This window comes from Paenibacillus sp. FSL R5-0407 (assembly GCF_038009185.1).
Taxonomy (GTDB): domain Bacteria; phylum Bacillota; class Bacilli; order Paenibacillales; family Paenibacillaceae; genus Fontibacillus; species Fontibacillus vini.
In genome coordinates this window covers 3,709,984-3,727,494 of record NZ_JBBPAX010000001.1, presented here as the reverse complement: position 1 = coordinate 3,727,494, position 17,511 = coordinate 3,709,984, and the positions used below count along the sequence as shown (strand labels likewise).

The window sequence follows — 17,511 nt, the reverse complement described above, 5'->3', positions numbered from 1 at the left end:
CTAGCGGCTATTAAAGGGCACCCCTTCGGGTGCCCTCTTGCCATATACGCTCATGGAGCACCTATATCCGTGAAGCGAGAATCGTAAAAAGTTGGGTATAATGATACCATGTAGTAAGCTCGGTGTACGAGCACCGTACACAATCTAATAAGGCAAAGGAAGTAACTATTATGATCAATATCATCATTCCCACCCCTAATGTCACTATTACCAAAAAGGTTGATCCTCAAGAAAGCAACATTTACGGCTTCACCGAATTTCACCTGATCACTAGAGAGTTAGGTGGGATTTTCATGTTTTACAACGATAAAGATGAATTGTTGTTCGTCGGAAAAGCCAGAAAGCTAAGACCGAGAATAAAGAAACACTTTGAGGATTCCGTATCCCCGATCAGAATGCATAGAGACGAAGTGACGAAAATCGAAGTTTGTATCGTGGAAGATCCTGTCCACAGAGAAATTTATGAAACGTATATCATTAATGAAGGCAAGGCCAAATATAACGAAGACAAAGTATTTTTTAGGCAGGTCTAAATGACAAGCAATCCTAAACAACGTTACCGTTTCAGTGAAGCACCGATCTGGAAAGTCCAGCGTGAATATTATGAAGAGAAGGGCACGAAGGCCTGGAATAATGACCAAGTTCCCCAATATATAACGAGTAATCCCATGATCGCTGCTGCCTATGCAGAAATGATCTTTGGGCTTCTACAGGATCGAGCGAATAGGGGACATGGCTCTGAGCCAGTGTATATTGTGGAGCTTGGGGCAGGAGCGGGACGGTTTGCTTTCCATTTGTTACACGAATTGTGTCAGTTAATAGACTACGCCGGGATCCCACTGCCTTCGTTCCGCTATATCATGACGGATTTGGCCATGGACAATGTTATGGCATGGAAGGAGCATCCTGCGTTTCAAAAGTTTATTGCCGAAGAGTTACTGGACTTTGCGCGATTTGATGCGGTGCATGATTCCGTGCTGAACCTCATTGTATCAGGCACAACGATTCGTGAAGGAGATTTAAAACAACCGTTAATTCTTGTGGCCAACTACTTCTTCGATAGCATACCGCAAGAATTGATTTACATTGGCGATGGGAAAGTTTATGAAACGGATGTTTACGTTGAACAATCCGAACGTCATGATTCACTTAAACCAGCAGATTGGTTAGATCAAATCACTTTACGCTATGAGCATCGACGAGCGCCCGAGTACGAACAAGAAACCTATCCTTACCGCAATGTAATTTCCCTTTATCAGGAACAACTAGAAGACTCGCATATTTTATTTCCTGCTGCGGGTATCGCTTGTCTAGAGCATTTGAATCGGTTATCCCAGTGTGGATTTGTATTGATAACCGCAGACAAAGGAGATCACTTGCTGGATAGCTGGAAATTTGCAGAACCCCCCGAGTTGATCTTACATGGAAGCTTTTCACTAACGGCAAACTACCATGCGATGAATTATGTCTATGAACAAAAAGGAGCTGCGGCGTTATTCCCTCCGCATCATTATAAAAATATTAATGTGGGTTGTATTCTCCATTTGGATAAACCAATGGATTATCACAATCTGCGATTAGCTTACCGTCGTTGTATTGAACGCTTTGGTCCTGATGATTTTTTTAGTATGAAATGGTGGGTGGACCGCAATCTGGATAGTATGGGGTTGCAGCAAATCTTAAGCTTTTGGCGTTTGGGCGGCTATGATGCGGAATTTTTCATTCAGAGTACGAAGCGGATTTCCAACCTGTTGCCTGAATCAAATGAAGACGAAAAGCAGGATTTGCTTAGAGGCATTCAACTGATGTGGTCATCGTACTACGTCATGGAGCAGCGATATGATCTGGCACTTGATGCCGGATTGATCCTATTTGAGATGGACATGTACGAACACTCCAAATATTATTTGGAGATTTCGGTACACGAAGAGCAAGACGAGGTCGTATCTACTGTATTTTATTGTCTAGCCATTTGCTGTTTCGAGTTAGACTTAGTTGAAGACGCCAAGAGGTACTTACAAAAGTTGTTGGAACTTGAGCCTGAAAACGAAGAGGCATTAGCGCTATTGAGCTACTGATACGGGTAACTTACAGCCTAAAATCACGACAGAAAAACTTTAAAGCGCTACTGACATAACGTTGTCAGTAGCGCTTTTTTATAATTGGACATGTAAATATGACACGCCAAACCTGTTATTACTAGGAAGGATGATATCTTGTGAATTTCGCTTCTGTACGCATTATTACTGACGACGTGGACCGTCTCGTCGAGTTCTATGAGAAAGTCATGGGGGTTACGGCGGAGCGGCCCGCGCCCGTATTTGCCGAATTCATTGTGCCCTCATGCACACTTGCCATCGGCCACTCCCAGACAGCGCAGCTATTCGGTGCCGGTTCCGTAGTTGGGGGTAACAATCACACTGTCATCATGGAGTTCCGCGTCGACGATGTCGAGGCCGAATATGTGCGCTTGAAGTCGTTTGTCGATGATTGGGTCATGGAACCGACCACGATGCCGTGGGGGAACCGTTCTATGCTGTTCCGTGATCCTGACGGTAATCTTCTTAACCTCTTCGAGCCGGTGACCGAGGATGCGATTAAACGTTTTAAAGATAGAAATTGACGGGCAAGAAGCACGCTAGAACGTGCTTCTTTTTTTTGCCGATAGACCCGTTGCGCACTGATCGATTTGAATTGTAATTAGTTTCCTAAACAGTATCATAATTTGACATGATTAATGTTTATTATAAACACATCAAATAGGAAAAAGCATTTGACCAAATCAAATAATAGGAGGAATGAAAATGAGTACGACTATAGCACATGAAAAAAACGCGAAAGTAGATTCCCGCCCTGTTGGAAGGTTGGCTGCCTATTGGACGGTCACCATTATACTCGCATTCTCAATTACATTAAGCGGTATCGGGCAACTGATGCGATATGGGGGTAATGTCGATCTAGTGACCGATATTGGTTTCCCGTTATATATCACAAACATTCTTGGAGCTTGGAAGTTGCTTGGAGTCATTGCGATCGTAATGCCAGGCTTACCACGGCTTAAGGAATGGGCGTATAGCGGTATCTTTTTTCTAATGACGGGGGCGGCTTTATCTCATGCATTCGCTAACGATTACGGCGACTACGGATTCAATATCATTCTTCCGCTTTTCTATGCCGCGCTTGGCATGGCCTCCTGGGCGTTGCGTCCGAAAAGCCGCAGGCTCTAATAGGATTGAGAATTTATACAAAGAAGGCACCCGGCCGGGTGCCTTAAGACTCGTAAGAGTTGATTGGTTCACGCTTCAGCACTATGATCGTTTTAACGGAAAGTAGGTATCGTTCATTACATAATCCAGTAAGTTTAGGCAGGTGAATTTCATGAGCTTCAAAAAAATTTTTATAGGTCTTGCCGTTGTAGTATTGGTTGTGGCGGCAGGATACGTGTTTAGCGATATGTATTACAGGGCGAAATATGATATTTTCAAGTAGCATCACGAGTTGTTTGAAGCTGTGAAAGACGAGACAGAGCTTCTGATGAACAAGCAGGAGGAAGCAGGTGATACAGGGGTTACAATACTCTACAACACCGGTGGCAATGCTTCAATAGATTCTTTCGACGAGGTTGTGAACCCAAGCCTGCAAAACAAAATCCGGGAGCTTGATGTATTGTCTGAAGGCAAACTGAGTATTCTGCGGTACAGTAAACAAGGTGGAGAGAGCCTGATTCAATTTTTGTTCGACTGGGAAAGCGCTTATGGGGACCCTTACCACATTGTGTATTGCGAGAGTCGCGATATACTCGTAAATGATTATGACAGTGAGCATATGGAGTACGTGTTGGATAAGCTGAAGGATAACTGGTACGGGATTGCACTAAAATAGACAATGACTTTCGCTTGGTAAGTATTATTTGTACGTATTTTCCAGATCAAGAACAAATGTTTGTGTTTTTTCTTTTCTTTTGAGTAAATAATTTGTATGATAAAAGAAAAGTGAACGAAAGAGGAGCCTTGCAAACATGATCCAATTAACAAACCGCCAGGCACGGCAATTTCTGTTGTTGAAGCATGGACTATTGGGTGAGTATAAATTTAGTGGGAAGCAAGGCGTATTGGATTTTGCCCGGCAGGTCGGCTGTATTCAATACGATCCCATCGATGTTTGCGGAAAAAATGCCGAATTGGTGCTGCAGTCGCGAATCAAGGGATTTACCAAGGGATTGCTCGCCGAATTGCTGTATGAGGATAGAAAACTTGTCGATTATCCCGATAAAAATCTGGCCATTATCCCCGTCGAGGACTGGCCGTATTTTGAGCGTTACAGACAGGCTGCGAGGCAACATGCCGAACGCTATCCGGAAATGGAAGCGCTGACAGCGCAAGTGCGGGCTCATATCCAAAATCAAGGTGTACTAAGTTCGGATGATTTGAAATTGGATGGAGATTTCTCTTGGCAATCTGCCATCCATTGGAGCGCTGGAAACAATTCATCGCGATCCGTGCTGGAACAGATGTATTCGACGGGTGAGTTGATTGTCCATCATAAAAAAGGAACACGTAAATACTACGATTTGGCCAAGAATTACATACATGCAGATCTGCTGAATGCATCAGAGCCGCTGGAGGATGAGCTGGAGCATCATAAATGGCGGGTATTGCGCCGGATCGGCGCTGTCGGCCTTTTATGGAATCGTGCGTCAGATGCATTGCTGAATATTTGGGGGTTGAAAGCAGCACAGCGCAACGAGGTTTTTCGCCAGCTATTAGACGAAGCCCGCATTGTTGCTGTTGCCGTGGAACATATGAAGGATATGCTGTACTGCCGCGTCGAGGACTTGCCGCTTATTGAAGCCGTCCTGCAAAACCCGGAGCCGAAATTTCGCTGCGAGCTGATTGCTCCGCTGGACAATTTGATGTGGGACAGAAAGCTGATCAACGATTTGTTTGGCTTCGATTACACCTGGGAGATTTACACGCCTGCAATCAAACGGAAATTCGGCTATTATGTGCTGCCTCTTTTATATGGAGAGAGCTTCATTGGACGAGCCGAGATCATCGCGGAGCGAAAGTCCGGAACGCTCGTGGTTAAAAACATCTGGTACGAGAACGGTGTAAAGCAAACAACGCAATTGCGAACAGCCTTGAACCGTTGTCTCCAAAAGTTTGCTTCATTTAACGGGTGTGAGACGATTTTGACGGAGTCTATGAACTGATATATCCTGCATTTGTATAGAGAGTGGTTAAGATCAGACTTTGGAATCAATTTCCTTTCCAGACTTGCGTGAATCGTGCGGCTATCTCTATAGTAGAGGGAACGACATACGAACGGAGTGGTAGGGAGAAATGGAGAGCGAACGCGTACTTCAGCAAAATTTAGATGAAAAAAGTGAGTTTCAGCGGTTGTTTCAAATGTATCTGCTATTTGAGGATAAGGTGGAGCGTCCAAATGCGGAAGTTGTCCGGAACGCGTTAGAATCCCGATGCGGGAAAACGGATACCGTGTCGCCAGACGACGTATTGTCGTCGTTTGCCGTAGAGGCTTATAAAGTAGCCTACCAGGAGGGGGAACTGCCGGCTCAGGTCATGATGGCAGACGTTACTCCGTTTAAACAGGAGACAATTACCGACTTGGAGCGCACTCAATTTTGGACGATGCCGGATGCGGAGGACGTTCTGCAGGAATGTCACTATAAGCTGCTGATCAGCGATTTCATGGCGGCGGGGCTGGACTATAAATCGCGCAGTTCTTTATTGGCGGATTGGCTGGAGGCTGCCGTAAGCCTGTTCCCGACCTGCAAAGCGATCTGGATTCCATCCAGCGGGAAATTGCTGTACCCAGACGAAATTACGGATAACCCATTCGAAGGTGCCGCGAGGTTCTTACAGTTCGGCATGAATATCCGGTATTTTACGATTCATGGGACCGAAGACAGCTTGATCGATTCGCTTGGCCTCTTTGCGCTTGGCCTTCCGGATGTCCAGTACCATTTTCATACCTTGGATCCGAACGAAGTGTCGCAGCATGCCTTCAATGTCGCAGCCTACTTGTTTGAAGCGGAGGTGCCGGTGAGCGACGGCGAGACGATCGCCGGCTTGCTGGACGGGGAAATGGCGCCGGACGTGCAATGGCCTTGCAGATTTGAAATGGCGCTGATCCAGCCTTCGAGAGAAGTGATGGACGTCTGTCCGGTCGAATATGCGGCAGGAGGACGAGAATAAAAATTGGGAGCACGCGGTAGGTTTACCGTACTTTAATGACTTCGTATTTTGGATGATAAAACTCTGCAAAGGAGTCATAATGTTATGCCTTTACAGCTTCACAAGGAATCGATGAAGTACTTAACGACGGCCTCCCTTCGGGAAAATGATCCTAAGTTTATCTCCGCAATAAGTAATGTAGACTATGAGTCACTAACAACGGATGAATCAAAATGGATAGAGCAACTGTATTTTAAATTGAAAAATATCGCGCTGCGAAATAAAATTCTGTATGGTCTCATCCACTGCAAGGAATTGGAGCTGGAATCGTTTTTTCGAAACGCCTATAAAAAGGAACGATACTTGGACATGAGACTCCTCGCGATTCGTGGGCTGGCACATTATGCCTCAGAGGAAGAGATCAACAAGGTCATTGATCATTTCCTTAAGATCTTGATCAAAAGGCCGGAGAATACCCCTTATAACTACCAAGAATATGAGTTTTTAAGATCTGCTTTCGGACTGCCTTTCTTAATTAAAACCTACGGATATCCCTGTTTTGAAAAAGCACTTCAACAAGTTGAGAAACAGTATGAGGATATGCCGGAAGCATTCAAGGGGCATTTTACTTTTGATGATGACGGAAAGGCAGTACAGTTGAGAAGTCCACACGAGACGAAAGTAATGATGGAGCGTTTTTTTGCGTCACAGTCCAATCACTAATCTTGTCGTACAAACCGAAGAGAGCAGCACGGGAGCGGCAGACACTCGTGCTGCTCTCTTTTTCTGAACCGGGCGGCGGTTCGGTGAGAACGGCTTTGATAATAAGGATGGAGGAACCTAATTTGATAAAATATGAGATTCCTGAAGTGTTGAAAAAGCATGAAGATATAATTAAAAGAACGCTTAGGTATAGCAATGAGATAAGTTTTAAACGGGAAGATACAAAACCATGGGAGGATGAAAAATAGGGAGTGTACGGACACTCCCTTTGGGCTAACATGGTCTGTTATCAGATGTCCACTTAACTTGCCGTCTTATTGACAAAATCAATCTCATTTCTGATCCCTTTGTGGGCGTCATTCCACAGGCCCTTTGTCAGGCGAATGCGTAGCAGACATGTGTTTGGGTCTTCGTCGTTATTGGCTTCGTAATACCACTCGGCAAATATTTTGCGCAGCTTTGTCATCATCTCCGCGTTTTTCTCGTCACACACCCAGCCCAGGTTTTCACCGATTCCATCGGCCGTAAAGTTTTCGACGATAATACAAACGGCGACTTCTGGGTTTTGGGCGATCTGCTGCATCTTGTTGGAAGTCGCGTAGGTGACAGTGTAGAACGCGCCGTCTTCATAATAGGCATCCACAATGCGGGCGGCGGGACGGCTTTTGCCATCGGCCCCCGGTTCAAGCGCGATGGTTGACAGAGTGATCAGGCCGTCCTTGTTGCCCACTTGATCGTCCAGCAGCTTCATGGCTTCGTCGTACTTGCTCACTTTATTACCTCCCAAAGTGTAATAAGGTATACATGATTAAACATATCATTGTAAAATCTTATAGCATGTGAAAAATAATACGATAAACTGCAAGAAGGCTATGGTGGGTTAATGAAGAATCCCGATAATGGGATAATAAGTGAGTAGAAAGGAGCATCATCCTATGGAAGTAACCGCACAGGAAGTGGCTGAATGGATGGTTAAGGAAATCAGGTCTACGGGAACGCTATACCAGACCGATGCGATTGAATATGTGAAGACCCATTTCGGTGAACAATTCGTATTCGTGAATGAGAATGGAAATACATCGTTGTCTAAAGAGGTGAAGAAGGCCTTCCGCAAACTCCACGGCGGCAGAATTGCTTGGGATCGCGACGGATTCTTTTGGGCTTGGACTTGAGGGGTATTGTGCCGATTAATTAGCGCCGATGAGCTACTGATACGGGTATCACAAAGTCTAAAATCACGACAGAGAGACAAAACAGAGGAGGCGAAAGGTCGGCCACGTGAGTGGTCCGTTCGCCCTTTTGTGGTCTTATTAAAGTCTATACTTCAACGGTTGTATCATACTTTAGCAACTTTTGTTTACTATATATTTTTTCGAAAAGAATTCCTGTTAAATAATAAAATACGAGGCCAAAACAAATATGAATAAATGTAAATTTAAGACCAAATGATGTGAATTCATACACTAAAACTGGTAATTTCACTGTTGACCAAGCCCCTAAGAAAAATACTATATAGCGGACGCTAGCCCCCTTTTTCAATAACAGAACTGCAATTGGAAAAGCTATATAAAGGGGACCTGCTGCTACTGTTGCTAATATTAAGGTGAATATGACACCATATATACCTGATTTTTCGCCCATATATCGAATAAGTGTTTCTTTCTTTACCCATTGATCCAATAACCCGACTAATATGAAGATAGGAGGAAGAAGAAGCAACATGTCTAAGATACTTTCACCAGTTAGCTGAACTGTTTTTATAGCGATAGCTTGATTCATAAATGCAATAAAAAGTAATCCTAATAATAAAATGAAAAAAAGACGATATCTTTTTAGCTTTATCATGTCAACACCACCCAAATTATCAATGCAAATAGAAGAGACATTAATATGGAAGAAATATTTCGAGCATAAGCAAAGCTTTTTCCAAAAGTTTTTTGCTCCATAGCTAACGTCACAAGTCCTACAGACATCATAGTCGACATTAATACGGCTACTTGTGGAAGGGCGGCTCCATTTTGAACTAAAGTATGCCCGAGAGGAAAGACTATAAAGCTTGGAACTAAAGCAATTGAGCCAATAATTGTAGAATAGATGATACCTAGAAAACCAGAATTTTCACCAATAATTGAAGAAATGAATGACGGTGTCAATAAAGATAATGCCAGCCCGATAAATAACATGATTGCTAATAAATCTGGTATAACATTGAGAAACATTTTCCATGATTTTAATAATGCCGTTTTTGTTTTGTGTTTGTCTTTTATGAAGGAAATTCCCAAATATATAATGGCTATACTATAGAGAACGATGCCACTAATCATTGTTTTGAACCTTCCACTTCGTATATTTCTCTTGAAAAAATGCTAAATTTCTCATTTTTTCTTCAATATCTACTTGAAAATCCTCCAGTCTGTCCTTTCCAACTGTAGTGATTTTATACATCCTTATCGGTTTGTCTTGAGTAGTTGTATTCAAATAGGATTCAACAGCGCCTTCTTCCTCTAATTTTTTTAGTGTCCGATATAATATGGCACTATCAATAGGGTTGACGGGAAGCTCTTCCTCACATTTCTGTAGAAGTTTCCCCCCATAGTTATCTCCCTCTGTTAAAAACAGCAAAAGAAATGCACCTGTATGTCTCCCTGTATGTTTCATAAAAAATACCCCCCCCTAAATTTAACGAAAGTGATTTGTGGAAACTGTCATTAACAGTTTAGTGTCAATAACACTATACTGTCGATAACAGTTTAGTGTCAATATTTTATATTGCAGCTGGATATAGAGGATCATGAAGATGGGGAATAGGAACTATTAATTGCTCATTTGATGGCAGATAGAAGGAGTCGTTATCAAAAAAGTAAATGAAGATCTACCCGTTTGTGCTAAGTGCCAACAAGTGTTTTAGGTTATCATCAATAAATTGATTATCGGCACGATTGATGCCGCGACCTGCAAAGTGACCCCAGATCGACGGGATGGGCTTAAGGATAGCATTAGGTATTAGGTTAGCTTCGTATTGATTATCATCCGCTGTGCAGAAGAGATCCGTGCTCCCGGGCATGATACAGGCAAGAGCGCTGATGCTTTTAAGCGCCTCATGGAAATCACCGTTATAGGAGGGGTTAGCGCTAATATCTGCATGTTGGCCTGTCCATAACATGGCCAGGACATTGTGCGGATCCATCTTCATAAAGCTAGCTTCCCACACGCCAGTAACAAAATCCTCCAAGGAGTCAAATCCCATCTCACGATAAAGCTCCTCTCGGTAAAACGCATGCGACAATCCCCATCCCGCATATACGCGGCCAACGGCCCGCATGTTTTCAGAAGTCAGCTGGTCTAGCCTGCTTAGATCGAAGCCAACTGCAGACATCAGCGAAGCTTTCAAACTGTCCAGAACCACGAATGTATGAGGCCAAGGCTTGGCTATTCCCGCGAAAGGTGCAATGCGTTCCACCATTTCCGGATAGCTTGCTCCCCATTGATATGCCTGAATACCTCCCATAGACCATCCAACGACCAGAGCAATTTTTTGGATGCCGAATTTTTCGGTCACCAGCTGATGCTGGAATCTTACGTTGTCATAAATGGTAACCTGCGGAAAATGGGCCCGGTCGAATGGCGGTGGTGTATTGCTGGGAGACGAAGATAATCCGTTACCCAACAGATTGGGAACAATGATGAAATACTTTTCAGGATCCAGTGCCATCCCGCTGCCAATCAACCATTCATTTTGAAAGTGCTGATCGCCAAAAGCAGTTGGATAGACGATGACATTGTCTTTTTTATCATTTAAACTTCCATACGTCTTATAAGCAAGAAAAGCGCCGGGCAACGTCACTCCTGATTGTAAGGCTACGTCCCCCAGATCAAAAATTTCATAATCCATCGCAGGATCACTCCCTTCCAAATGAAACCACACGTTCATCGGATGATTTCTTGTACTTAGTATAGATCCGTGGTACTTTCAATAAAAGTGAATGAAATTAAAGATAGCATTCAATAATATTGAATTAAAAGGGAGGGAGTAAGATGGAGTTGCGCCAACTGAATACATTTCGCACGGTTGCAGCAACATTAAATTTCACTCGGGCTGCGGAAGTGCTGAATTACGTCCCTTCCAACGTCACGATGCAAATTAAAGCATTGGAGGCTGAGCTCGGTGTTCGTCTCTTTGATCGCCTGGGAAAGCAGCTCGTTCTTACAACCGCGGGTAAGCGCTATTTAACTCATATCCAAGGCGTTCTTGATAAATTGGACGAAGCTCGCAGCGACGTTCATAACAATGAAAATCTAAGCGGCACCCTAACGATAAGTGCCAATGAGGTGATTTGCGCCTATCGGCTTCCGGCTGTCTTTCAGCGGTTTCGTTTGCAGCATCCGGGCGTTCGTCTGATCTTCCGCTCCGTTCCCAATCAAGAACTCAAGCAAACACTTTTTGAGGGAACTTCGGATATCGTTTATATGTTGGATGAACCCATTCGCTCAAACGGTCTGACCGTGGAACCGTTGTTGGAAGAAACTTTCCGCTTGTTCGCTGCTCCAGACCACCCGCTCGCAAAACGAACTGTGCTGCAGTTGGAAGATTTTCACGGAGAAGTGTTCCTGACGAATGAAAAGGGGTGTCCCTATCGGACCATGTTTGACCGGTCATTTGAAAAAGAGGGCATTGACAGCATTACGTATTTAGAATTTCAAAGTGCCGAAGCCATTAAACAATGCGCAATTTCGGGGATCGGTATTGCCTTTCTTCCTGACATTGTAACAGCAACCGAAGTTGAACGAGGAGAACTTGTTGCCCTTCCTTGGCAAATTCCAGACCTGCACGTGTATACACAGATGTTGTGGCATAAAGACAAGTGGCTTTCACCGATCATGTTATCTTTCATAGAAGCAGCTAGGGATGTGCTAAAGCAATAGCCCGCCTGACATAAGTAGAATTGTTGTGATTAGCCGCTACAGAGGATTTGAAAGGAGGAGCCTGTGGAACTTACTTACTTAAAGACGTTTCGCGAAGTGGCGAAACTGGGGAGCTATACTCGCGCCGCGGAGGCCCTAGGATATGCTCAATCCAGTGTCACGACGCAGATTCAGAGACTTGAAGAGTCTTATGGCGTGGTTCTCATGGAGCGCTTTGGACGGAACATGAAGCTGACGCTGGCTGGAGAGACACTTTTGCAATACGCTAATGAGATTCATAGAATACACGAAGAGTCGAAAGAAGCCGTATCCCGGCAATCTAAAGGAACGCTTTCCATCGGAACAGTCGAGACTTTGGCGGCTTTTTACCTTCCACCCTATCTTGGTGCGTATCGGAGGGATTTTCCGGACGTCAATGTCATGATTCAGCCGGGGAACGAATCTGAGATCATTCAAGCGGTCAAAGAAGGGGAACTGGACTTCGGCATTATTCTAGATCTGCCGTTCGCGGACGAGGAATTCGATATCCACGTTCTGAGGGAAGAACCTTTGGACATTATCGTCTCTCCGGACCATAAGCTGGCGGGGCAAACTGAAATTCGCATTGGGGAGCTCGAGAGTGAGTCCTTGATCCTGACGGAAGACGGCTGCACGTATAGAGCGATGCTTCTTCGGATGTTAAAGGGAAACCGGATTAGTTATCGTCTCGCCTACGAATTCGGGAATTTGGAGGCTATTAAGCAGTGCGTAATTAATGGTTTGGGAATCGCTCTGTTACCACGGATCGCGGTAGCGGCAGAGATAAGGAATGGTCAAGTGATCGGTATTCCTTTCGTCGATCCGGCATGCCAATTTTATACGCAACTGATCTATCCGAAGAAAAAATGGAAGTCGAATGCGTTCGTCGGATTTATTGAGCTCCTCGGCGGCATAAATCATCAAAATTATTGATAGTATCCATTGAATTGTATCGATAACTCCAATAGAAGAAGCCGTGCTATAGTGATGTCAAGACAATGACATCACTATTGGAGGTAATTCAAATGACAAACATTCACTCTCTAGTTCTCGAAACGCCAGCCGCTTCTCCCGAGCATACACATCGCTATTTTGTAAACAAGCTGTCCTTGGAAACGGATGTTTCGGACGTATGCCACGACATGAAGAACGGTACCGCCGACTTCCTGCTCATCGATGTTCGCAGTGCCCATGCCTACGGAGAATGCCATGTACCAGGCGCGATTAATCTCCCTTCTAACCAGATCAGCGCGGAGACGACCGCTGCTTTCTCCAAAGAGAAACTCATTGTTGTCTATTGCTGGGGACCGGCTTGCAATGGAGGTACCAAAGGCGCGGCACGCCTATCCGCTCTGGGCTTCCAAGTGAAGGAGATGCTCGGAGGCATGGAGTACTGGCGAAAGGAAGGCAACGATGTAGAAGGCACATTGGGAAATTCGGCATGCATGATTGGGTAAAGAGATGAGAAAGTACAAAAAAATCGCAGTAGCCGAGAACTATCTACTCAGATAGGGATCGGCTATTTTTTTGTATAATACAATTGACACTGTGTAAAGTTTAGTATACATTATGTTTAGTTTATTTAACTTTGTTAAAGGTGGTGTCGTGCATGACTTATCAAGAAAAGAAGAGCATCGTAACGCTAATCAGTACCATACTCATTTTTATCGTGTATTGTCTGTACAAGTACCCGGCATATCCTCAGGAAGCGCTGGATTCGAAGGTAACCTTCCATTACTGGGGATCCTTCGTTCTTGTGCTGACCTTGGTTTCCATCGCACCGCATATCGTGATCAGCATTATTTTTAACATCGTCTTCCGAATAACGACGGGGGAGAAGGAACCCGCATTCGCGGATGAACTGGATCAGCGCATCGACTTGTTGGCGTTCCGAAATGCATTTGCAATGTTTATCATTGGCTTCCTTCTGGCTATGGGCTCTTTGGTTATTGACCAGCCCTTGAAGGTAATGTTCATCATTTTAATCGTCTCCGGATTTCTTTCAGACATAACAGGTTCAATATCGAGACTGTATCACTACAGGAGAGGAGTCTAACATGGGTAAAGTTCTTGTTGGCAATCACATCAGAAAATTACGGTTCAATCATAATGAAATGACCCAGCAGCAGCTGGCCGACAAGGCAGGTGTAACCAGACAAACGATCGTGGCGCTTGAAAAAGGAAACTATTCCCCGTCACTGGAGTTGGCTTTTCGAATTGCTCACGCCTTTGAATTACCGCTTGAAGAGGTATTCTTTTATGGAGAAAACACAGAGGAGAAGTGAGGAAAATGGATTTCTCAACGAAGACAGCGTCAAGAATCACAGGTGTTCTGTTTATTGTTGCTGCCATAACAGCTATATTAGGTGTTATTTTATATGAACCGATTCTGAACGATCCAGACTACCTGGTTCAAGGCTCCGCACATGCCGATCAGGTCGCCCTGGGGGCGATTATGGAGTTGATTCTCGTCGTTTCAGCGGTCGGCACGGCAACCCTGATGTTCCCGTTCTTGAAAAAATATAATGGAACGATTGCGATGTGGCATGTTTGCTTCCGGTTTATGGAGGCTGTTGTTATTACGATTGGGGTCATCAGTGTATTGTCCCTGCTTACCTTAGGCCAGGCCTATGTAGCAGCGGGGGCCCCGGATATCGCTTCTTATCAGGTTTCGGGTACATTGCTAAAAGCAGTGCATGATTGGACATTTTTGCTCGGGCCTAATTTCTTTCTGGGAATGAATACGATGATGTATAGTTATATCTTTTATAAGTCAAAGCTTGTACCCAAGTTCATCCCCATATTGGGTTTGACAGGGTCAGTATTGATCCTTCTTGCTTCCTTGCTAGAAATGTTCGGGGTCATTGATCAAGTCTCTGTATGGGGAGGGATCTTGGCGCTTCCGATATTCGCCAATGAAATGATCCTTGCGGTGTGGCTCATCCTGAAAGGATTTAATGAATCTGCAGTTCATTCAAGCAAACACTTAAGTGGAATATAGCGAACAAGGAGGGGAATATGAAAGCAATTGTATATGCCAAATACGGGTCGTTACCCGTTGGAACAAATTCCCGATGCCCATCGTTATGTCGAACAGAAACATAAGAAGGGGAATGTCGTCGTAACTGTAAGAGAAGCCTGCCGTTAGTGCCGTTAGTGACAGCATGCTGAACCAGACCACAAATAACGGCAAGCTTCTAAACAAGAGGGTAACGGTGGCTTTAAAAGTCAATGATCACGTTACCCTTTTTACGTTCGGTCTCTACATATTTGTGGGCGTCTGGCAGATGCTCCAATGGATATCGACGATCGATCACGGCATTCAATGTTCCATTGTTGGTGAGTTCCATGAGATACGTTAAGTTTGCTTTATTTTGCATAAGCCCGGCTGTGGCCAGGATAGCCCGTTTACCCTTAAACAGAGATGTCCACATCATTTGCATTAGGGTAGACAATTTGGGTGCTGTGGTCAGATACAGTCCCTTGGACGTAAGCACACGCCTGCATTCCGGGAAAGGGCGTTTGCCTACGGCATCAAACACGACATCATAAGCTTTGTCTGATCTCGTAAAATCCTTCTGGGTATAATCAATAACGAAGTCCGCCCCTGCATTTCTTACCAGACTCTCATTAGCACCAGAGCAAACACCGGTTACTTCAGCGCCATAGGATTTTGCCAATTGTACAGCGTAAATACCGACGGCCCCGGAGGCTCCATTAATCAGCACTTTCTGGCCCTCCCGCAGTTTTGCCTTATCTCTAAGAAACGTTAATGCCGTGGCGCCACCGTCACAGACGCCGACGGCTTCTTCAAAGGTAATATTGTCCGGTATAACCGTAAGGGGGCTCTCTTCGGAAAGACACTTATATTCGGCGAAAGCACCGAAGCTTTTGACGCTCATTCCCAAGATGCGATCCCCTGGCTTAAAATGCTGTACTTCCTCGCCGACCGCTTCGATTACACCAGCTAATTCAGTTCCTCCGATTGCAAACTTTGGTCTGGATAGCCCATATAGCAGTTTAATCATAAACGGATTGCCCTTGCGAAAGGCACAGTCCGACGGCCCTACTTTGGCAGCATGAACACGTATGAGCAACTCTTTGCTTCCTGGGGACGGTTTCGGGATTTCTTGCAGAACAATCACTTCCGGTGGACCATACGAAATTTGAACCATGGCTCTCATGGGTTTCCCCCTCCTAACGGTAATTTGACTGCAATGGACATTTACAAGAGGCTTCTTAACGTAAGAAAATAGATAGAGCAGGTAGAAGCTGAGAAGGAGTTGAAGGCAAGAGACAATGAAAGATATTCTGTACAAATACATGTCGAGATGGACTTCTCTTAGCAAGGAAGATCAGCAAGCCATAGTGAATGAAATCCGTGTAGAAGAGTTCACAAAGGGAACCGTTCTCTTTAACCAAGGAGATAGTCCGACAGCATGCTATTTCATTTTGAAAGGCTGTGTAAGGCAGTATTCGATCGATGAGGATGGCAGAGAGGTTACGTCTAATTTTTATACCGAAGAGCAAGCTATCGCGATTTTCAATCAACATAAATCAGATAAATCTTCCGATTACACTTTCGTGTGCGTAGAAGATTCGGTTATGGTCGTTGGCGCTCTGGATAAAGAGAAGGACATGTACACCAAACACCCTCAATTGGAAACAATGACCCGCAGGATGATAGAGGAGAATTTTAGCCAAGTCCAAGAGGAATTCGCTGCATTTATCGCTTCCTCTCCAGAAGAACGCGTCAAGACACTATTAATGAAACGCCACTCTCTTATTGACCGGGTACCCCAACATCAACTGGCCAGTTATCTCGGCATTACTCCAGAGTCGTTAAGCCGAATTAAGAAGAGAATCCAGTAAGATCTTAACTAGTTCTAACACCATAATTGTAAGCAGGGGGAGGGTTCCTTGCATTGACTTAAGTCAATAGCCGAGTGTTGATGGGAGCTGAGGGAGTAAGAAAGCTTTGCTTGACGAGATGAAGGACTTTATGCAAAGTTACTAGTGTCGCAAAGATACTAAAGACATAAGCGAGAGAGGGTGATACACCCATGAAGGCGAATCGGATGGAGGCATTCAGCGACGGGGTACTGGCGATTATCATTACGATCATGGTACTGGAATTTAAAGTGCCGGAAGGCTACGACTGGTCTGCGCTGATCGAGCTCGGCCCAAAGATCCTTAGCTACATTTTTAGTTTCGTATATATCGGCATCTACTGGAACAATCATCATCATCTGCTGCACATGGTTCGAACGATGAACGGACCGTTGATGTGGCTCAATTTGCTGCTTCTATTCTGGTTATCCCTTATCCCGTTTACGACAGCGTGGATGGGAGAAAGCCATTTTGCAGCCACTCCTACTGCGTTGTACGGTTTTATACTGCTACTCGCAGCATTGTCGTACTGGCTGCTTCAGCGGGCGATTGTTAATCAGCATTCCAGCGATTCCTCCTTCTTTTTGGCAATGGGGAAAGACTGGAAGGGGAAGTTATCCCCTATACTCTATTTAGCTGCAGCTTTGACCGCATATGTGACTCCTTGGATATCCGGCTTCTTTTTTGTACTCGTTGCCCTAATCTGGTTCATGCCTGATAAACGGATCGAGCATATTCTGAAAGGCCGCTAAAGCGAAGA

The 17,511-nt window shown here is 44.6% G+C and carries 25 protein-coding genes; 19 read left to right on the top strand and 6 right to left on the bottom strand.

Annotated elements, in window-relative coordinates; genetic code table 11:
• Positions 1-170: 170 nt before the first annotated feature.
• The 9 genes from NYE70_RS17695 to NYE70_RS17655 all read left to right on the top strand — a co-directional run bounded on the left by NYE70_RS17695 (position 171) and on the right by NYE70_RS17655 (position 7,168).
• The gene (locus tag NYE70_RS17695; RefSeq protein ID WP_290406441.1) at positions 171-533 is read left to right on the top strand and encodes a nucleotide excision repair endonuclease; all 363 of its coding nucleotides are present in this window, start codon (positions 171-173) and stop codon (positions 531-533) included.
• Positions 534-2,078 carry a tetratricopeptide repeat protein gene (locus NYE70_RS17690; RefSeq protein WP_290406442.1) on the top strand — a complete coding sequence of 515 codons (1,545 nt, stop codon included), beginning with the start codon at positions 534-536 and terminating at the stop codon, positions 2,076-2,078. It begins immediately after the preceding gene.
• Between the two features lie 140 nt (positions 2,079-2,218).
• A complete protein-coding gene (locus NYE70_RS17685; protein WP_290406443.1) occupies positions 2,219-2,623 on the top strand; it encodes a VOC family protein in 405 nt (134 codons plus the stop codon).
• A 181-nt stretch (positions 2,624-2,804) separates the two neighbouring features.
• Entirely contained in the window at positions 2,805-3,227 is a 423-nt protein-coding gene (locus tag NYE70_RS17680) for a DoxX family protein (RefSeq protein WP_341047199.1), read from the top strand.
• A gap of 271 nt (positions 3,228-3,498) precedes the next feature.
• On the top strand, positions 3,499-3,882 hold the full coding sequence (locus NYE70_RS17675) for a hypothetical protein (protein WP_341047198.1): 384 nt from the start codon (positions 3,499-3,501) through the stop codon (positions 3,880-3,882).
• Between the two features lie 136 nt (positions 3,883-4,018).
• On the top strand, positions 4,019-5,212 hold the full coding sequence (locus tag NYE70_RS17670; RefSeq protein ID WP_341047197.1) for a winged helix-turn-helix domain-containing protein: 1,194 nt from the start codon (positions 4,019-4,021) through the stop codon (positions 5,210-5,212).
• 130 nt (positions 5,213-5,342) lie between these two features.
• On the top strand, positions 5,343-6,218 hold the full coding sequence (locus NYE70_RS17665) for a DUF4261 domain-containing protein (RefSeq protein ID WP_290406447.1): 876 nt from the start codon (positions 5,343-5,345) through the stop codon (positions 6,216-6,218).
• An 84-nt stretch (positions 6,219-6,302) separates the two neighbouring features.
• Positions 6,303-6,920: a hypothetical protein gene (locus tag NYE70_RS17660; protein WP_341047196.1), complete on the top strand. Its 618-nt coding sequence runs from the start codon at positions 6,303-6,305 to the stop codon at positions 6,918-6,920.
• 83 nt (positions 6,921-7,003) lie between these two features.
• On the top strand, positions 7,004-7,168 hold the full coding sequence (locus tag NYE70_RS17655) for a hypothetical protein (protein WP_341047194.1): 165 nt from the start codon (positions 7,004-7,006) through the stop codon (positions 7,166-7,168).
• Between the two features lie 53 nt (positions 7,169-7,221).
• Here the strand turns inward: NYE70_RS17655 and NYE70_RS17650 are convergent, their stop codons facing one another.
• The gene (locus NYE70_RS17650) at positions 7,222-7,692 is read right to left on the bottom strand and encodes a pyridoxamine 5'-phosphate oxidase family protein (protein ID WP_213653361.1); all 471 of its coding nucleotides are present in this window, start codon (positions 7,690-7,692) and stop codon (positions 7,222-7,224) included.
• A 163-nt stretch (positions 7,693-7,855) separates the two neighbouring features.
• Here NYE70_RS17650 and NYE70_RS17645 point away from each other — a divergent pair, with 163 nt between their 5' ends.
• Positions 7,856-8,092 (top strand): DUF6953 family protein, encoded by a 237-nt coding sequence (locus tag NYE70_RS17645; RefSeq protein WP_114498669.1) that lies wholly within the window; start codon positions 7,856-7,858, stop codon positions 8,090-8,092.
• Positions 8,093-8,237: 145 nt separating this feature from the next.
• Here the strand turns inward: NYE70_RS17645 and NYE70_RS17640 are convergent, their stop codons facing one another.
• The 4 genes from NYE70_RS17640 to NYE70_RS17625 form a co-directional block, all read right to left on the bottom strand.
• Positions 8,238-8,765, bottom strand: coding sequence for a permease (locus NYE70_RS17640; RefSeq protein WP_213653363.1), 528 nt, complete (start codon positions 8,763-8,765; stop codon positions 8,238-8,240).
• The gene (locus tag NYE70_RS17635) at positions 8,762-9,244 is read right to left on the bottom strand and encodes a hypothetical protein (protein WP_290406448.1); all 483 of its coding nucleotides are present in this window, start codon (positions 9,242-9,244) and stop codon (positions 8,762-8,764) included. The genes NYE70_RS17640 and NYE70_RS17635 overlap by 4 nt, the downstream gene beginning before the upstream one ends.
• On the bottom strand, positions 9,237-9,578 hold the full coding sequence (locus NYE70_RS17630) for a PadR family transcriptional regulator (RefSeq protein ID WP_213653365.1): 342 nt from the start codon (positions 9,576-9,578) through the stop codon (positions 9,237-9,239). Before NYE70_RS17630 ends, NYE70_RS17635 begins: the two co-directional genes overlap by 8 nt.
• 214 nt (positions 9,579-9,792) lie before the next feature.
• Complete coding sequence (locus NYE70_RS17625) at positions 9,793-10,812, bottom strand: alpha/beta fold hydrolase (RefSeq protein ID WP_290406450.1); 1,020 nt, start codon at positions 10,810-10,812, stop codon at positions 9,793-9,795.
• Positions 10,813-10,955: 143 nt separating this feature from the next.
• Between NYE70_RS17625 and NYE70_RS17620 the strand changes: the two genes are divergently transcribed.
• From NYE70_RS17620 to NYE70_RS17590, 7 genes are all read left to right on the top strand, one after another.
• Complete coding sequence (locus NYE70_RS17620) at positions 10,956-11,843, top strand: LysR family transcriptional regulator (protein WP_290406451.1); 888 nt, start codon at positions 10,956-10,958, stop codon at positions 11,841-11,843.
• Positions 11,844-11,906: 63 nt separating this feature from the next.
• On the top strand, positions 11,907-12,794 hold the full coding sequence (locus NYE70_RS17615; RefSeq protein WP_290406452.1) for a LysR family transcriptional regulator: 888 nt from the start codon (positions 11,907-11,909) through the stop codon (positions 12,792-12,794).
• 92 nt (positions 12,795-12,886) lie between these two features.
• The gene (locus NYE70_RS17610) at positions 12,887-13,318 is read left to right on the top strand and encodes a rhodanese-like domain-containing protein (protein WP_290406453.1); all 432 of its coding nucleotides are present in this window, start codon (positions 12,887-12,889) and stop codon (positions 13,316-13,318) included.
• 152 nt (positions 13,319-13,470) lie between these two features.
• Positions 13,471-13,917 (top strand): hypothetical protein, encoded by a 447-nt coding sequence (locus tag NYE70_RS17605; protein ID WP_290406454.1) that lies wholly within the window; start codon positions 13,471-13,473, stop codon positions 13,915-13,917.
• 1 nt (position 13,918) lies between these two features.
• Positions 13,919-14,146 (top strand): helix-turn-helix transcriptional regulator, encoded by a 228-nt coding sequence (locus NYE70_RS17600; RefSeq protein WP_290406455.1) that lies wholly within the window; start codon positions 13,919-13,921, stop codon positions 14,144-14,146.
• 5 nt (positions 14,147-14,151) lie between these two features.
• Positions 14,152-14,862 (top strand): DUF4386 domain-containing protein, encoded by a 711-nt coding sequence (locus NYE70_RS17595; RefSeq protein ID WP_341047188.1) that lies wholly within the window; start codon positions 14,152-14,154, stop codon positions 14,860-14,862.
• Between the two features lie 33 nt (positions 14,863-14,895).
• On the top strand, positions 14,896-15,009 hold the full coding sequence (locus NYE70_RS17590; protein WP_290406529.1) for a zinc-binding dehydrogenase: 114 nt from the start codon (positions 14,896-14,898) through the stop codon (positions 15,007-15,009).
• A 73-nt stretch (positions 15,010-15,082) separates the two neighbouring features.
• Here the strand turns inward: NYE70_RS17590 and NYE70_RS17585 are convergent, their stop codons facing one another.
• Positions 15,083-16,045 (bottom strand): NAD(P)-dependent alcohol dehydrogenase, encoded by a 963-nt coding sequence (locus NYE70_RS17585; protein WP_341047186.1) that lies wholly within the window; start codon positions 16,043-16,045, stop codon positions 15,083-15,085.
• A gap of 115 nt (positions 16,046-16,160) precedes the next feature.
• On the opposite strand from NYE70_RS17585, the gene NYE70_RS17580 reads away from it, so the two are divergent.
• On the top strand, positions 16,161-16,733 hold the full coding sequence (locus NYE70_RS17580; RefSeq protein WP_211024526.1) for a Crp/Fnr family transcriptional regulator: 573 nt from the start codon (positions 16,161-16,163) through the stop codon (positions 16,731-16,733).
• A 191-nt stretch (positions 16,734-16,924) separates the two neighbouring features.
• The gene (locus NYE70_RS17575) at positions 16,925-17,503 is read left to right on the top strand and encodes a TMEM175 family protein (RefSeq protein ID WP_213653375.1); all 579 of its coding nucleotides are present in this window, start codon (positions 16,925-16,927) and stop codon (positions 17,501-17,503) included.
• Positions 17,504-17,511: the final 8 nt, after the last annotated feature.

Coding starts and splice junctions, on each gene's coding strand:
- NYE70_RS17695 (WP_290406441.1), top strand. CDS start 171: ATGATCAATATCATCATTCCCACCCCTAATGTCACTATTACCAAAAAG.
- NYE70_RS17690 (WP_290406442.1), top strand. CDS start 534: ATGACAAGCAATCCTAAACAACGTTACCGTTTCAGTGAAGCACCGATC.
- NYE70_RS17680 (WP_341047199.1), top strand. CDS start 2,805: ATGAGTACGACTATAGCACATGAAAAAAACGCGAAAGTAGATTCCCGC.
- NYE70_RS17670 (WP_341047197.1), top strand. CDS start 4,019: ATGATCCAATTAACAAACCGCCAGGCACGGCAATTTCTGTTGTTGAAG.
- NYE70_RS17665 (WP_290406447.1), top strand. CDS start 5,343: ATGGAGAGCGAACGCGTACTTCAGCAAAATTTAGATGAAAAAAGTGAG.
- NYE70_RS17660 (WP_341047196.1), top strand. CDS start 6,303: ATGCCTTTACAGCTTCACAAGGAATCGATGAAGTACTTAACGACGGCC.
- NYE70_RS17645 (WP_114498669.1), top strand. CDS start 7,856: ATGGAAGTAACCGCACAGGAAGTGGCTGAATGGATGGTTAAGGAAATC.
- NYE70_RS17640 (WP_213653363.1), bottom strand. CDS start 8,765: ATGATAAAGCTAAAAAGATATCGTCTTTTTTTCATTTTATTATTAGGA.
- NYE70_RS17635 (WP_290406448.1), bottom strand. CDS start 9,244: ATGATTAGTGGCATCGTTCTCTATAGTATAGCCATTATATATTTGGGA.
- NYE70_RS17630 (WP_213653365.1), bottom strand. CDS start 9,578: ATGAAACATACAGGGAGACATACAGGTGCATTTCTTTTGCTGTTTTTA.
- NYE70_RS17625 (WP_290406450.1), bottom strand. CDS start 10,812: ATGGATTATGAAATTTTTGATCTGGGGGACGTAGCCTTACAATCAGGA.
- NYE70_RS17620 (WP_290406451.1), top strand. CDS start 10,956: ATGGAGTTGCGCCAACTGAATACATTTCGCACGGTTGCAGCAACATTA.
- NYE70_RS17610 (WP_290406453.1), top strand. CDS start 12,887: ATGACAAACATTCACTCTCTAGTTCTCGAAACGCCAGCCGCTTCTCCC.
- NYE70_RS17605 (WP_290406454.1), top strand. CDS start 13,471: ATGACTTATCAAGAAAAGAAGAGCATCGTAACGCTAATCAGTACCATA.
- NYE70_RS17600 (WP_290406455.1), top strand. CDS start 13,919: ATGGGTAAAGTTCTTGTTGGCAATCACATCAGAAAATTACGGTTCAAT.
- NYE70_RS17595 (WP_341047188.1), top strand. CDS start 14,152: ATGGATTTCTCAACGAAGACAGCGTCAAGAATCACAGGTGTTCTGTTT.
- NYE70_RS17590 (WP_290406529.1), top strand. CDS start 14,896: ATGCCAAATACGGGTCGTTACCCGTTGGAACAAATTCCCGATGCCCAT.
- NYE70_RS17585 (WP_341047186.1), bottom strand. CDS start 16,045: ATGAGAGCCATGGTTCAAATTTCGTATGGTCCACCGGAAGTGATTGTT.
- NYE70_RS17580 (WP_211024526.1), top strand. CDS start 16,161: ATGAAAGATATTCTGTACAAATACATGTCGAGATGGACTTCTCTTAGC.
- NYE70_RS17575 (WP_213653375.1), top strand. CDS start 16,925: ATGAAGGCGAATCGGATGGAGGCATTCAGCGACGGGGTACTGGCGATT.